This window comes from Planktosalinus sp. (genome assembly GCF_059864935.1).
In genome coordinates this window covers 1-16127 of the sequence record NZ_JCBCCK010000046.1, presented here as the reverse complement: position 1 = coordinate 16127, position 16127 = coordinate 1, and the positions used below count along the sequence as shown (strand labels likewise).

Annotated in this window: 13 protein-coding genes and 1 tRNA gene; 10 read left to right on the top strand and 4 right to left on the bottom strand. The window is 39.4% G+C overall.

Annotated elements, in window-relative coordinates:
- A partial coding sequence (locus AC6F75_RS01950) for a permease-like cell division protein FtsX (RefSeq protein WP_500713238.1) occupies window positions 1–860 on the bottom strand: 860 nt, incomplete at its 3' end.
- 135 nt (window positions 861–995) lie between these two features.
- Window positions 996–1077 (bottom strand) — tRNA-Leu (locus AC6F75_RS01945).
- A 148-nt stretch (window positions 1078–1225) separates the two neighbouring features.
- Between AC6F75_RS01945 and AC6F75_RS01940 the strand changes: the two genes are divergently transcribed.
- A complete protein-coding gene (locus AC6F75_RS01940) occupies window positions 1226–2620 on the top strand; it encodes a dipeptidase (RefSeq protein WP_500713237.1) in 1395 nt (464 codons plus the stop codon).
- Between the two features lie 539 nt (window positions 2621–3159).
- Window positions 3160–4362: a porin gene (locus AC6F75_RS01935; RefSeq protein WP_500713236.1), complete on the top strand. Its 1203-nt coding sequence runs from the start codon at window positions 3160–3162 to the stop codon at window positions 4360–4362.
- 132 nt (window positions 4363–4494) lie between these two features.
- Here AC6F75_RS01935 and AC6F75_RS01930 read toward each other — a convergent pair whose 3' ends face one another.
- Window positions 4495–5073, bottom strand: a complete 579-nt coding sequence (locus tag AC6F75_RS01930; RefSeq protein WP_500713235.1) for a PhnA domain-containing protein — start codon at window positions 5071–5073, stop codon at window positions 4495–4497.
- Window positions 5074–5284: 211 nt separating this feature from the next.
- Between AC6F75_RS01930 and AC6F75_RS01925 the strand changes: the two genes are divergently transcribed.
- Window positions 5285–6115, top strand: coding sequence for a helix-turn-helix domain-containing protein (locus AC6F75_RS01925; protein WP_500713234.1), 831 nt, complete (start codon window positions 5285–5287; stop codon window positions 6113–6115).
- Here AC6F75_RS01925 and AC6F75_RS01920 read toward each other — a convergent pair.
- Entirely contained in the window at window positions 6078–6437 is a 360-nt protein-coding gene (locus AC6F75_RS01920) for a YraN family protein (RefSeq protein ID WP_500713233.1), read from the bottom strand. The two genes, AC6F75_RS01925 and AC6F75_RS01920, sit on opposite strands and share 38 nt — an antisense overlap.
- A gap of 97 nt (window positions 6438–6534) precedes the next feature.
- Between AC6F75_RS01920 and uvrC the strand changes: the two genes are divergently transcribed.
- The 7 genes from uvrC to AC6F75_RS01885 form a co-directional block, all read left to right on the top strand.
- A complete protein-coding gene (uvrC, locus tag AC6F75_RS01915) occupies window positions 6535–8331 on the top strand; it encodes an excinuclease ABC subunit UvrC (RefSeq protein WP_500713232.1) in 1797 nt (598 codons plus the stop codon).
- Window positions 8328–10553 carry a patatin-like phospholipase family protein gene (locus tag AC6F75_RS01910; protein WP_500713231.1) on the top strand — a complete coding sequence of 742 codons (2226 nt, stop codon included), beginning with the start codon at window positions 8328–8330 and terminating at the stop codon, window positions 10551–10553. Before uvrC ends, AC6F75_RS01910 begins: the two co-directional genes overlap by 4 nt.
- A gap of 59 nt (window positions 10554–10612) precedes the next feature.
- Window positions 10613–11773: a homogentisate 1,2-dioxygenase gene (locus AC6F75_RS01905; protein WP_500713230.1), complete on the top strand. Its 1161-nt coding sequence runs from the start codon at window positions 10613–10615 to the stop codon at window positions 11771–11773.
- Window positions 11774–11795: 22 nt separating this feature from the next.
- Complete coding sequence (gene hppD, locus AC6F75_RS01900; protein ID WP_500713229.1) at window positions 11796–12956, top strand: 4-hydroxyphenylpyruvate dioxygenase; 1161 nt, start codon at window positions 11796–11798, stop codon at window positions 12954–12956.
- A 219-nt stretch (window positions 12957–13175) separates the two neighbouring features.
- Window positions 13176–13949 (top strand): DUF3108 domain-containing protein, encoded by a 774-nt coding sequence (locus AC6F75_RS01895; protein WP_500713228.1) that lies wholly within the window; start codon window positions 13176–13178, stop codon window positions 13947–13949.
- A gap of 6 nt (window positions 13950–13955) precedes the next feature.
- Window positions 13956–14894: a tryptophan 2,3-dioxygenase family protein gene (locus tag AC6F75_RS01890; protein ID WP_500713227.1), complete on the top strand. Its 939-nt coding sequence runs from the start codon at window positions 13956–13958 to the stop codon at window positions 14892–14894.
- Between the two features lie 12 nt (window positions 14895–14906).
- Window positions 14907–16127 (top strand): peptidoglycan DD-metalloendopeptidase family protein (locus AC6F75_RS01885; RefSeq protein ID WP_500713226.1); only part of this gene is annotated, 1221 nt, incomplete at its 3' end.

Here is a 16127-nt window from a genome sequence, read left to right as displayed (position 1 = left end):
GTCCTCAAATTCAAAAACCGCTGTGTTGCAAAAAAGGTGCTCAACCAGGTAATAATAACTCCCAAAACAAAAATCGCCACAAACAAAATAGCCAACAACATAGGTTGCTCAAGCAATTGCAATTCCGAAAAGGTGTTGTTTAGATAATACATCACAAGTGCCATTCCTATCCAGGCCAATAAAATTCCTACCAAACCGAGTTTGATGCTTTTCCAGATAAAGGGTTTTCTGATAAAGCTTTTTGTAGCACCCACCATTTGCATGGTTTTTATGATAAACCTCTTTGAATACACTGAAAGCCTGATGGAACTGTTAATCAAAAGCACGGCAATAAATGTAAAGACGCCACTAATTATCAACACCCACAAACTTATTTTTCTTACATTTTCGTTCAGCAAAGCGATTAGTGGTTTGTCATAAATCACCTCATCGACAAAGCCTTTTGACATAAGTTCAGAATTGATTTCTTCAATAAGTTCGGGAGTGACAAAGTCGGCTTTAAGATATACGTCAATAGAATTTTGCAATGGATTGTCCCCTAAATAACTGATAAAATCTTCACCAATTTCAAGGCTTAAATTTTCTGCGGCTACTTCTTTAGGCACATAAGTGGCGCTTTTGGTATATTCGGCTAAAGCAAGACTGTTTTGAAGCTGGTTGACTTCCACCTCTTTGGCGGTTTCTTTAAGAAATATCGAAAGTGCGATTTGCTCTTTAAAATGATCGGCAATCTTTTTAGTGTTTAACACCAAAAGCCCGAGCAATCCCAACAAAAACAAAACCAAAGAAATACTGATTACCACTGAAAAGTAGGACGAAATCAATCTGCGTTTCTGGTATTTTTCAAAAGAGCTACTCATAAAAGACGGAGGATTTAAGATGTAAAAATACTAAAGTTTATCAAACAATTGCCCTTGTATTTCAATTGAAATAACTCAAAATTCAGTGAAAAATTATAAATAAAAAAGCCCCTCATTTCTGAGAAGCTTTCGTTGTGCGGATGAAGGGACTCGAACCCCCACACCTTGCGGCACTAGATCCTAAGTCTAGCGTGTCTACCAATTCCACCACATCCGCTGTTGGCATAAAACTTTACTGAATTGTGCATCGCACTCCGAAGCTTCAGCAAAGGAGTGCAAAGATAAACAAAGATTGTAATAAACAAACAAGTTCCTTTATAAAAATGACAGTTTTTCGTAGATTTACGCTCCATTAAAATTTTACTATGAACAGCGCTAAAAATTACATTGAAGAAAACAAAGACCGTTTTCTTTCCGAACTCATTGAATTATTAAAAATCCCATCAATCAGTGCCGATTCCGCTTATAAAAAAGACGTTATTGCCTGTGCCGAAGCGGTGAAAAACAGCCTCGAAAAAGCAGGCTGCGATACCGTTGAAATATGCGAAACACCGGGTTATCCCATTGTCTATGGAGAAAAAACAATTGACAAAAACCTGCCCACGATATTAGTCTACGGTCACTATGACGTGCAACCGCCTGATCCACTGGATTTGTGGGAGAGCCCGCCATTTGAGCCTGTCATCAAAAAAACTGAAATCCATCCCGAAGGCGCTATTTTTGCGCGCGGAAGTTGTGATGACAAAGGGCAAATGTATATGCACGTAAAGGCCATGGAATATATGACCCAAACCAACCAACTGCCCTGCAACGTCAAGTTTATGATTGAAGGCGAAGAAGAAGTGGGCAGTGTGAGCCTGGGCTGGTTTTTGGAGCGCAACCGTGAAAAACTGGCCAATGATGTCATCCTCATTAGCGATACGGGAATGATAGCCAAAGATGTTCCTTCCATCACCACCGGATTGCGTGGCTTGAGCTATGTTGAAGTGGAAATTACCGGACCCAACCGCGATTTGCACTCCGGGCTTTATGGTGGTGCCGTGGCCAACCCCATCAATGTGCTGGCAAAAATGATTGCCTCTCTACACGATGAGGACAACCACATTACCATTCCCGGTTTTTATGACAAAGTGATTGAACTAACTACTGAAGAAAGAGAAAAAATGGGCGAAGCCCCTTTCAGCCTTGATGCTTATAAAAAAGCATTGGACATGAACGATGTGTATGGCGAAAAAGGCTATACCACCAACGAGCGCAACTCCATCCGCCCCACACTGGATGTCAACGGAATCTGGGGAGGCTATACCGGTGAAGGTGCCAAAACGGTGATTGCAAGTAAAGCTTACGCGAAAATAAGTATGAGGTTGGTACCCGATCAGGATTGGAAAGAAATCACTGAATTGTTTAAAAATCATTTTGAATCCATCGCGCCTAAAGCCGTTAAAGTAAAAGTCACTCCACATCATGGAGGGACTGCTTATGTAACCCCTATCGACAGTATGGAATACCGTGCTGCTGAAGAGGCTTATGAAGCCACTTTCGGTAAAACACCCATCCCGCAACGCAGCGGTGGCAGTATCCCAATAGTTGCCTTGTTTGAAAAAGAACTGAAAAGTAAAACCATTTTAATGGGATTTGGTCTGGACAGCGATGCAATACACTCCCCCAATGAACATTTCGGCATCTGGAATTACCTGAAAGGTATTGAAACCATCCCGCAGTTTTTTCATTATTTTACTGAAATGAAAAATAAGTCTTAATTTATTTTTCGTTTTTATATTTAGGTAGATCAACTGCGAAGACTGAAACTCATTGAAGATTGATTAAAGTCGAAATCAATCTAATCTTTTTTGGTAAATATATTGCTCCTATTTTAAATTTATAAAAATACCCCTTACACATATGAAGTAAGGAGTATTTTATTGATTTGAAATATATTAGGGTTAAATTTCTCAAATAGTTCAACAGTACTATTGATATTTTTAAAAGAAGTTCTTTTATCCAAAATCAAGAACCCATACTTAATCTACACCATATAACTTAAATGTGTTGATAACCAAAAAATGAACAATTAATAACATTCATTTTACATCGATGTAATGTGTAATTACGATTTTTGTGCAACTTAATGTTCATTAAGAATTTTCATACCGTCTTAATTTTTGTCGATTCAGATGTATGACAGGTTGCCTTGGCCAGGCAACCTTTTTTTTTTAAATTTACTGAAGCATAATATGTGCTTAACTTCTACTTAACATTCGGTTCGGTTCTTTGCAGCGACAAAAATTAAGAGCGAATTATGAAAAATAAAATAACCTTACCGGTTCTTATTACCCTTATGGTCACATTTTTTGCCCAGGGCCAGGAACTCACAGAAAATAAATTTGGAAAAGGAATCCTGAATATAGTGGCAAAAGACAGTTCTTTCAGTATGGTTTTTGGTGCCCGTTTCCAATCCCTTTATACAGGACAATGGGATTATCCCGGGTATGAAGACCTTCGCAATTTGCAATCCAATTTTCTCATTCGTCGGTCACGTCTCAAATTTGACGGATTTGCCTATACCCCTAAACTGAAATACAAACTGGAAGTCGGTCTGTCCAACAGGGATATTTCAGGGGCATCTGAGTTCAATGGCAATACCAATCGCATGATTCTGGATGCTGTACTGAAATGGAATTTTCACGAAAACTTTGTATTGTGGGCCGGTCAGGCCAAATTGCCCGGGAACCGCGAACGTGTAATTTCGTCTGCCAATATGGAAGTGGTTGACCGCTCGTTGGTAAACAGCCATTTTAATATAGACCGTGATATGGGAATCCAGTTACACCACAAGATTGCATTGGGTGAAAACTTCATTATCAAGGAAGCCTTTGCTTTTTCACAAGGAGAAGGCCGTAATGTCACTGCAGGAAACTTGGGAGGGTTCCAGTACACCGGACGCCTGGAAGCGTTGCCCTTTGGTGCTTTTGACGATTATGTGGGTGCAGACCTCAAGCGCTGGCAAACACCCAAACTGGCTGTAGGTGTTACCTATGATTTTAACAACAATGCCGTAAGAACACGCTCCAACTCAGGTGCCTATATGGTGACCGATACCGGATTTTTTGAAACCAATATCAGCACCCTGTTTGTAGATGCCATGTTTAAATACAAAGGTTGGTCCTTTATGGGGGAATATGCCCTGCGCGATGCCGATGAGGCCATTGCCTTAAATAGCGACGGAACACCTACCGGAGATGTTGTAAATGTTGGCGAAGGGTTCAACCTGCAAACAGGATATGTCTTTAACAACAACGTGCAGGTCACCGGGCGCTATACCGAAATCATGCAGGACGCCGAAATTTCATCCCTTGATGCCGAAAAACAATATACGCTTGGGGTTTCCAAATATTTTGTGGGTCACAAGCTTAAAATTCAAACCGATTTAGGTTTGAATGACTTTGAAGACAACAGCCGCAACAGGTTGGTGTACAGATTGCAATTTGATATTCACTTTTAATACATAAACCTTAAACCCTTTTTATTTGCCACTGTTATTTCCCTAATGCTAATAGAATAGCTTTCGGAAACATCAAAAAAGAAGCAGGAAGGCTTTATTTAATATCTTATTTCTATAAATTTCAAGTCTATATTACACCTTCTTGACGAACTTCGTCAAAATCACAATCTGCTGCCCTTCTACTTTGCCTTCAATTTGCTCGGCATTGTCATGAACCAAGGAAATCCGTCTTACAGCTGTTCCTCGTTTTGCGGTGAGCGAAGACCCTTTTACATCCAGATCTTTGATTAAAACCACATTGTCTCCGGCTTCTAAAATTACACCATTGCTGTCTCTGTGAATAATTTTATCACCTAAAGCAACATCGTCTCCCGCAGCTTTTGCCCAGGCCAGGGTTTCGTCATCGAGGTACATCATATCGAGTAAATCCTGTGGCCAGTCTTCACTCTTCAAACGGTTAAGCATTCGCCAAGAAAGCACCTGTACTGCTGGCGCGGTACTCCACATACTGTCGTTTAAGCTCCGCCAGTGGTTAGGGTCTATGGTATCGGGGTTTTCGATTTGGCTTAAACAAGTATCGCAAAGCAACACATTGATCTCGGCTATATTGCTTGGTGAGTTGGGCAGGTTGTAGCTTTTAAGGTTTTGGGTCGCTTTGCACATTTCGCAGCTTGAGTTGCTTCTCTCAAGAAGTTGTTGTTCGGTGAGCATAAGGGAATATTTTTGACAAATGTAATTCAATTTGAGTAGCACTACAACCCTCTCAGGGTTCAAAACCCTGAGAGGGTTAATCAAAAGGAAATCGGTAATTCCAGTGGGTATGCCGTGCAATGTCGGGTGAATGTCGGGTGAAATTCATGGAAAAATATTGTACATTGAGGTGTTCATTCGTAGTATTGTGCCATTATTCAAATATCAAAAAATGAAACAGCCCGAGTTAGGTCAAAAAATCCTTGATTTACGAAAAAAGAAAGGACTCACCCAGGAAGATTTGGTGGAAAAGTGCAACATCAATGTGCGCACCATTCAGCGGATTGAAGCCGGTGAAGTTACGCCAAGGCCCTATACCATAAAGACTATTCTTGCAGCGCTTGGCTATGACATAGAATCCATCAATCAACCGACTATATCAAAATCAAATGGACAGCAACTTTTGATTGCTCCTGAAAAAATCAATTATACAATAAAGACATTAACCATTGCTTGTGTTTTTGGTGCCTTATACTTTTTATTTGGTTTTCCTGAGTTTTATGCAGACTGGACAAGGTTTACCGAAGACGAAAACCCTTACCCAACTTCTGTCTATATTGTATTAAAAATTTGCACCCTTATTTCGTTGGTGTTTTTTATAAAGGGATTTTGGGTCTTGGGTGTCGCACTTCAAAACACCGTGTTGAAATTTTCATCTCTTGTGTTGATTGCATTTTCAGCTCTCATTTACATTTATGACATCATTTCTCTTTTTTCAGAGTTCATTCCAATGGAAATTTTTATCAGCGGAATGTCCCTGAGTTTTGGAGCTATTGGTGTTTTATTTGGGATTGGCATCATCAAACTCAAAGACCAACTGGGCAATACAGCATTGGCAACCGGCGTTTTTGAAATTATCGTTTCTCTTTTCTTCTTTACCATATTTATGGCCTGGTTGGGGTATGTTTTAATGATTCCACTGATATTGCTTGAAATCATATTGCTTTATAAAGCTATGGAAGTTCTTAAAAATGATAAAACGCATCCTCATAATGCGAGATGAGTTCAGTTGTTTTGTTTTTTAAAACTGCAATAATATCAAACCGGGTTTCCAGTTCGATGTCGTTGGCTTCTAAATAAGCATTCATCGCTTTGACGATTTGTTTGATTTTTGATGGGGTAACAAAACTTTGGGGGTCGCCAAAAAAATCAGAGTTTCGGGTTTTTACTTCCACACACACCATCAGGTTGTCTTTTTCGGCTATGATGTCAACCTCCGCACGTTCATATTGATAATTGCGAACATGAATTTTATAGCCTTTTGCCAGCAAATACTGAGCTGCAAGTTCTTCTCCTAATTTTCCGAGTTCGTTGTGTGATGCCATTTATAAAAAATCTGATATGAAAATTACAAAATATTTTGAATTAATTGTCTCTCATCTAATATCTCACATCTAATATCTATTTTCTACCTTTACATAAATGGAAAAAACCGCTTTAGAAATACAGATTTCGACCCTGCCTCACAGTGCAGGGGTGTATCAATATTATGATAAAAACGGTAAAATCCTCTATGTTGGGAAAGCCAAGAATTTAAAGAAACGGGTTAGTTCATATTTTTCGAAAAGCCACGATAATACCCGAACTCGTTTATTGGTTAGAAAAATCCATGAGATTAAACACATTGTGGTCACTTCTGAGACAGACGCTCTCTTGCTGGAGAACAACCTGATTAAAAAATACCAACCGCGCTACAATGTGATGCTTAAGGATGACAAATCTTATCCATGGATTTGCATCAAAAACGAGCGTTTCCCAAGGGTTTTCACGACACGAAAAATGATCAAAGACGGCTCTGAATATTACGGCCCTTACACCAGCATGAAAACGGTGCACACCCTACTCGATCTGATTAAAGGCTTGTATCCCTTAAGAACCTGCAATTATGACCTTTCCCAAGAAAAAATTAATACCGGCAAGTTTAAAGTGTGCCTGGAATATCATTTGGGAAATTGTCTGGGACCCTGTGAAAACAAACAAAGTGAAAAAGACTATCACGACAACATAGATGCCATTCGGCAAATTGTAAAGGGCAATTTTAAAGACTCACTGCAACGTTTCAAAAAACAAATGAAACAATATGCTGAAAACTTGCAGTTTGAAGACGCTCAACGCCTGAAAGAAAAAATTGAAATTCTTGAAAATTACCAGTCAAAATCCACCATTGTCAACCCCAAAATCAACGATGTGGATGTGTTTTCCATCGTTTCTGATGAAAGTTATGGGTATGTCAATTTTCTTCAGATTTCATTTGGCTCAATCATAAGGTCACACACTTTGGAAATCAAGAAAAAGCTGGACGAAAGCGACAAGGAGTTGCTGGAGCTTGCGATAGTTGAAATCAGGCAACGATTTGATTCACTTTCCAAAGAAATTTATGTGCCTTTTGAAGTTGAAGTGGGCGAAAACATCAAAGTACATGTACCACAATTGGGCGACAAAAAAAGTATACTAGAATTGTCCATTCGCAATGCCAAATACTACCGAATTGAGCGTTTTAAACAAATCAAGATTACCGATCCCAATAGGCATGAAAACCGCATTATGGCTCAAATGCAGAAAGACCTCAGGCTTTCGGAAGAACCGCGGCACATCGAGTGTTTTGACAACTCAAACATACAAGGCAGCAATGCCGTGGCGGCCTGTGTGGTTTTTAAAAACGGAAAACCCAGTAAAAAAGATTATCGAAAATATAACATAAAGACTGTAACGGGACCTGATGATTTTGCGTCTATGGAAGAAGTGGTTTACAGACGTTACAAAAGATTGCTCGAGGAGAAGCAACCTTTACCACAACTCATCATCATAGATGGAGGGAAGGGGCAGTTGAGCTCTGCATTAAAAAGTCTGGATGAATTAGGCTTACGCGGAAAAATTGCAATCGTGGGAATTGCTAAAAGATTGGAAGAATTATTTTTTCCAAACGACCCAATTCCCTTATATTTAGACAAAAAATCGGAGACGTTGAAAATCATTCAACAATTGCGGAATGAAGCTCACCGGTTTGGAATTACGTTTCACCGGAATAAAAGAAGCAGCCAAGCGTTAAAAACCGAATTGAAATCCATCCCCGGAATAGGCGAAAAAACCATTATTGACCTTTTGAAGCACTTTAAAAGTGCTAAACGTATTTCTGAAACAAGCTTTCAGGATTTAGAAGCCTTGGTTGGTCACCACAGAGCTGAAAAAATAATTGACCATTACAAGAATCTTAAATGAAGCAAACAGTTATTCTCTTAATTGCCCTTTTTCTATCAGGATTTTCCTTTTCACAAGAGCAGGAAGATGTCAAGGTAGGGTTGGTGTTGAGTGGTGGTGGTGCCAAAGGCCTGGCACATATTGGAGCTATCAAGGTGATTGAAGATGCCGGGGTGCGCATTGACTACATTGGCGGAACCAGCATGGGGGCGATAGTGGGGGCTTTATATGCCTCCGGTTATACCGCAAGGGAGTTGGACTCCATTTTTCATATAATGAATTTTGATGAACTTATCCAGGACGACCTTCCTCGAGTAGCAAAAACGTTTTATGAAAAAACCGATGCTGAAAAATATGCCATAACCCTTCCCTTTGATGGATTTAGGATTTCGTTTCCTTCGGCACTTTCCAAAGGTCAGAACTTATTTAATTTAATGTCAAAATTAACCAGCCATGTGAGTCACATCAATGATTTTTCTGAGCTGCCCATCCCGTTTTTTTGTATGGCCACCAATGTTGAAACCGGAAAGTCAGTTAAGTTGACAAGCGGTTATTTGCCCCAAGCTGTTTCTGCAAGTGGTGCTTTGCCTTCTATTTTCAGCCCGATAGAAGTTAACGGTCAAATACTCATAGATGGTGGAGTGACAAATAATTATCCGGTTGATGAATTGAGAAGGATGGGAGCCGAAATCATCATTGGTGTGGACGTTCAAGACAGCTTGTTGTCCAGGGAAAACTTGAGGTCTGCCATTGATGTTTTGGTTCAAATAAACAATTACAGGACCATCAATGATATGATTGAAAAGCGCGAGAAGACTGATATTTATATTCATCCTGATATTAAAGCCTTTTCTGTTATTTCCTTTGACCGAGGCATCTCCATCATCAAAGCCGGTGAAGTTCAAGCTTACAAATTTAAAGAAGAGCTGGAGCTACTGGCACAAAGACAACAACACAGAAAACGGGAAAAAGTTAAAAAAACGGTTTCAGACAGTTTGCGGATAGATGTGGTGGAAATTTCCGGCTTGAATGATTACACACGCTCTTATGTCATGGGAAAATTGAAACTCAAGCCACCGGATAAAACCACCTATCAGCGTTTCAGTGAGGGGATTAATAATCTTAGTGCAACTGGAAATTTTAGCCAAATCAACTATTTTTTTCGTGAAAATGAAGAACTTGAAAATACTCTTGAACTACAACTTACTGAAACCCGGTCCAGATCACTTTTGAGACTGGGTGTGCATTATGACGATTTATACAAAAGTGCTGCTTTGGTTAATATCACCCGTAAAAGGCTCATTCAGAAAAATGATGTTGTCTCTTTTGATTTTATATTGGGAGACAACATCAGGTATAATTTTGATTATTATATAGACAAAGGTTTTTACTGGAGTGTGGGTGTAAGGTCACGATATAACAAATTTAAAAAGAATGTGAATTACAAACTTTTTCCGCCGGACATTCTAGACAATTTTTCTGCCATTGCAAACATAGAAATAAAACACGAGGATATTACCAATCAGTTTTATTTGCAAACCCTATTTGCACAAATCTATTCTTTTGGGTTGGGTGTTGAGCATAAAAATTTGCAATTCAAATCAATAACACTCCAAGACAGTAATCAAAATGACAAGACGGTTTTTGAAAACACTAACTATTATAGCGCATATGGTTATTTGACCCTTGACAGTCGTGACAATAAATACTTTCCTAAAAAAGGTGTTTTATTTGACGGAAAATTTAATTTCTATGCATTTGCCACAGGGCTTAATGAAGACTTTGAACCTTTTTCTATAGCTAAAGCTTCGTTGGGTTATACCTATAGTCCTTCTCCAAACCTCGCTTTGACACTCACTTCTGAAGGCGGCTTTAAAATTGGCGGCGAAGATACAATTACCCTCGACTTTTTTGTGGGAGGCTATGGATATAACAGTATCAACAATTTTGTTCACCTTTTTGGCTATGATTCATTTAGCTTGAGAGGAGATACTTTTTTAAAATCTGCATTAAGGGCCGACTATCAATTTTACAGAAAAACCTATGTTTCTGCAGTAGCAAACATTGCCAATGTGGGCGATAAACTGTTTGATTCATCGGCTTGGATTGATGGCATTCCTCATAGGGGCTATGCACTGGGGTTGGCTAGTGACACTTTTATTGGTCCCATTGAGCTTTTTTATTCTTATTCCACCGAAACAAAACAAAGTCACTGGTTTGTAAGTTTGGGCTTTTGGTTTTAAACTTTTCTTAGCTTTCTTTTACTTATTTTTTCCGATATTTGTTAGCTAAACAACTTGTTATGCCTTTCTATCACAAACTGGGGAAAATTCCTAATAAACGCCATATCCAATTCAAAAAACCCAACGGCGATTTGTACTATGAACAACTCTTTGGAACAATAGGTTTTGACGGAATGTATTGCAATATGTATCACGTTCATCGGCCCACTCAGGTAAAAGAAATTAGAAACCAATACAGTGTGGCTCCGAAAATTGTCAATCCAAACAATATGCAATCCTATAAATTATTTGGATTTGATGTAACTCCTGAGAAAGATTATCTCGAAAGCCGAAAAATTGTAATGACCAATAGCGATTGCCACATTACACTTGCAGCACCACAAAACAAAACCCAGGATTATTTTTATAAAAATACTGACTCAGACGAGTTGCTTTTCATTCACAAAGGTTCCGGAAAGCTTAGAACACTTTTAGGAAATCTGGAGTTTAAATATGGTGACTATCTCCTTATTCCAAGAGGCATCATTTACAAAATTGATTTTGATACTGATGACAATCGCCTTTTTATAGTAGAGTCCAGAAGGCCCATATATACACCAAAACGTTACAGAAACTGGTTTGGGCAATTGCTTGAGCATTCTCCTTACTGTGAAAGAGACCTTCGTAAACCCGAAGAACTGGAAACTCATGACAAAACCGGCGAATTTCTTATCAAAGTGAAAAAGCGCGATGAAATTTTTGATATGGTTTATGCCTCTCATCCTTTTGATGTGGTGGGCTATGACGGGTACAATTTCCCCTATGCGTTTTCCATTCACGATTTTGAGCCCATAACCGGCCGTATTCACCAGCCGCCACCGGTTCATCAAACTTTTGAAACCGATGCTTTTGTGGTGTGTTCATTTGTGCCTCGTTTGTATGATTACCATCCACAATCCATTCCGGCACCATACAACCACAGCAATATTGACAGCGATGAAGTGTTGTATTATGTAGATGGCGATTTTATGAGTCGCATCGGTGTAAAACCCGGAAACATATCATTACATCCTGCCGGAATTCCACACGGGCCACATCCGGGAACCTATGAGGCAAGTATCGGCAAAAAAGAAACTAAAGAGCTCGCTGTTATGGTGGACACATTTAAACCTTTAATGCTCACAGATGAGGCTATGAAAATTGCAGACGACACTTATTACCAATCCTGGTTAGATAAATAAAAATTAGAAAACAACAGTAACAATGAGTAAAGAAGTAAAATCAGTAGACTACGGTCTCGAAAAAATATTTGAAGGGGCACAGGATTTTTTACCCCTTTTGGGAACAGACTATGTTGAATTTTATGTGGGCAATGCCAAGCAATCTGCCCATTTTTATAAAACAGCCTTTGGATTTCAGTCCTATGCTTATTCTGGTTTGGAAACCGGAAATAAAGAACGGGCTTCTTATGTTTTGAAGCAGGATAAAATAAGACTGGTGCTTTCAACGCCACTAAGCAGCAGTTCACCAATCAACCAGCATATTGTCAAGCACGGTGATGGTGTAAAAGTAATAGCACTATGGGTAGAAGACGCCCGCAGTGCTTTTGAAGAAACCACAAAAAGAGGTGCGAAGCCCTTTATGCAACCCACAGTTGAAAAAGACGAACACGGCGAAGTGGTGCGTTCGGGAATCTATACTTATGGCGAAACCGTTCACATATTTGTCGAAAGAAAAAACTATAACGGCGTTTTTCTTCCCGGTTATAGAGCATGGAAATCAGACTACAATCCGGAACCGGTGGGCTTAAAATACATCGACCACATGGTGGGCAATGTGGGCTGGGGCGAAATGAACCAATGGGTCAAATGGTATGAGGACGTAATGGGATTTGTAAATTTCCTGTCGTTTGACGACAAACAAATCCATACCGAATATTCTGCTTTGATGAGTAAGGTAATGAGCAACGGGAATGGAAGAATTAAATTTCCCATCAACGAACCTGCAAAAGCAGCCAAAAAATCACAGATTGAGGAATATCTGGATTTTTATGAAGGTCCCGGTGTGCAGCACATTGCTGTGGCAACTGATGACATCATCAAAACCGTCGCTCAATTGAGAGAAAGAGGCATAGAGTTTTTACCGCCACCACCTCAGGCATACTATGATGATATTCCCAGACGATTGGGTTCTCATATGGACATTATGAAAGAAGACATAAACGAGCTGCAAAAACTTTCCATCCTTGTTGACGCCGATGAAGAAGGATATTTACTCCAAATATTCACCAAGCCGGTGGAAGACAGGCCTACCCTTTTCTTTGAAATTATCCAGAGGATGGGAGCCAGGGGATTTGGTGCCGGTAATTTCAAGGCATTGTTTGAATCTATTGAAAGAGAGCAAGCACTAAGAGGAACCCTTTAAAACAGTTGAAAACTTTGACAACAAAATCATCGTATTATTTTTTTGGAATAACTATTGCAATTGACATTAGAATTGGAATTTTTGGTCTATGAAATGTCCATAAGCAAAATTGCCATACCAACCGCCTTGCTCCGACAATAGGCGGATTCAGGCGACGAAGCCGAAAATGATTATATGGACATTACATCTGACCGATAAAAAACAAATAAATATAAACAGATGAAAAATGTATTGATTGTATTCTTGTTGGTTTTCTCCTTTTCCGCAACTGCTCAAAAAAAAGCATTTCAGGACGGTGAGTGGTTTAAGTTCAGAGTGTCTTATTCCGGGTTTTTAAGCGCCGGGTACGCCACCCTTCAGGTAGACAATGCCATCTTAAACGGAAAGGAAGTCTATCACGTGAGAGGCTATGGGAGGAACACCGGATTGTCGCGCATTTTTTTCAAGGTAGAAGACATTTATGAAACCTATATGGACAAGCAAAAAGACATTCCATACAGGTTTATCAGAGATATAAACGAAGGAGGACATACCCGTGATATTGTTGTTGATTTTGATCATACTAAAAACCTGGCACTTGTTCATGACAGGAAAAAGAATACAAAAAACACCTATCCCTTTCCCAATGGCGTTCAAGACATGCTTTCAACATTTTACTATTTGAGAAATCATGTGGACACAACAAACTTAAAATCGGGAGATTATACTGATGTTGATATGTTTTATGGTGATGAGAGTTTCAAATTTAGGTTAAAGTTTTTGCGAAGAGAAGTTTTAAAAACTAAATTTGGCAACATACAAACCTTGGTGTTCAGGCCTTATGTTGAATCAGGCCGTGTATTTAAAGAAAAGGAGAGTTTAACCGTCTGGATTTCAGACGATGACAACAGAGTGCCTTTAAGGATTGTTGCCGATCTGGCTGTTGGCTCACTAAGAGCAGATCTGGATGAATACAAAGGGCTCAAACATTGGTTTAAAATTTTAGCAAAGTAAATGACAATGGATAAATCTTCAAAGAGAAACGAACTTTTAGACCGCCTGGAAGAAAAGTTTTCCGCAATGGGTCAGGATTTAAATGTTCACCTTGAAGGTTTATTGCATTCCAAGCCCATCACTTACTGGGACTATATCCAAACAGACGCGCTGCTTAATTTGCAAATCCAACGCACCAATCAACCTGATGAAATGGTTTTTATTATGTACCATCAGGTCAATGAATTGCTGTTTAAAATGATATTATGGGAAATCGAGCAGGTGGCTCACAATAACGAATTAACCGCCGATTTTTTCTCAACGAAACTAATGCGCATCAGCCGCTACTTTGATATGCTCACCTCATCATTTAATATTATGAGAGAAGGCATGGAAGCCGAACAATATATGAAATTCCGAACCACGCTCACACCTGCCAGTGGTTTTCAAAGTGCACAATACCGAAAAATTGAATTTGCTTCAACTGAGTTAATCAATTTAATCGACAATCGCTTTAGGGCGACCATTGACAGAAACACCCCCTATGAACATGCCCTGGAACACCTGTATTGGCAAGCTGCAGGAAAAGATTACAATACGGGCAAAAAATCACGCTTACTCACTGCTTTCGAAGAAAAATACAAAGTAGAATTTGTTGCTTTTACTCAGGAATACAATACCATCAATTTGTATTCAAAATTCAAATCGCTCCCTGAAGAAATCAAAGTAGACCCCGATTTGATCAAAGCTATGCGTCATTATGACTATACCGTAAACATCACTTGGGTAATGGCACATTATGATGCGGCAAATTATTACCTCACCGGAGGCAATCCTGACAAAAAAGTGGAAGCCACCGGCGGAAGTGACTGGACAAAATACATGCATCCAAAATACCAGAAAAGAATTTTTTTCCCAAGTTTATGGAGCAAAGACGAAATAGATCAATGGGGAATGAACCTATAAAAACCATTTGAATTGAAAAAAATCGCTTACCTATCCCTTTTATCCACTTTTTTCTTAATTAGCTGCAACAACACTACTGAAACCCCTGAAGTTACTGAAACGGTGACCCCAGAATCCATTGTTGAATTCGGCTTTGCTCTCGACGATTTTGAAGTGGTGAGAGACACTATCAAATCCGGGGAAACTTTTGGTTTAATTATGGACAGGCAAGGAGTATCACCCGCACAGGTTTTTACAATTGTCAACAATATAAAAGACACTATCAATGTGGCCAGGCTTCGTGCCGGAAGGCCCTATACTGTGCTCAGGTCGAAAGATTCACTCAATCAGGCTCAGGTATTTATTTATCAGGCATCACGCATCGACTATACTGTAATCCATTTGTCTGACAGTATTTATGCTTACAGGGACCGCCTGCCGTTAACCACAAAAAGAAGAGTGGCTTCAGGAGTAATCACTTCCTCTCTATCACAAGCTATGGTTGATGAAGGATTAAGCCAGGCATTGGTACACGAGCTTTCAAGTGTTTACCAATGGACAGTAGATTTTTTTAAACTTCAAAAAGGCGATAATTTTAAAATTATTTATAACGAAAACTACATCAACGACACCATTTATGCAGGAATTGAAAGCGTTGAAGCCACATTACTCAATCACTACGGAAGGCCTTATTACGGTTTCAAGTTTGTGACCGACAGTATAAAAGGAGAAGCCGACTATTATGACGAAAAAGCAAATACGCTTAGAAGTTTCTTTTTAAAAGCACCTTTGAACTACTCAAGAATTTCATCGCGTTTCAGTCCGCGAAGACTTCATCCTGTTACGAGACAAGTTAGGGCTCATCTGGGAACAGATTATGCCGCTCCACATGGCACACCTATTATGACCACTGCAAACGGTGTTGTGGAACGCTCAGGCTACACAGCAGGAAATGGCAATTATGTAAAAGTAAAACACAACAATACTTATTCTACACAATATTTACACATGTCGAGAAGAGCCGTTAGGGTAGGCGAACGTGTAAAGCAAGGTGACATCATTGGTTATGTGGGCAGTACAGGACTTGCTACGGGTCCTCACGTTTGTTACCGTTTTTGGTACAATGGAAAACAGGTGGACCCTTATGCCATAAAACTTCCAGCTGCCGAACCCATAAAAGAAGAACTCAAAGCATCTTATTTTGAATTTATCAAAAATTTAAAAGTTGAGATTGATGCCATTCCTGAAAAAACT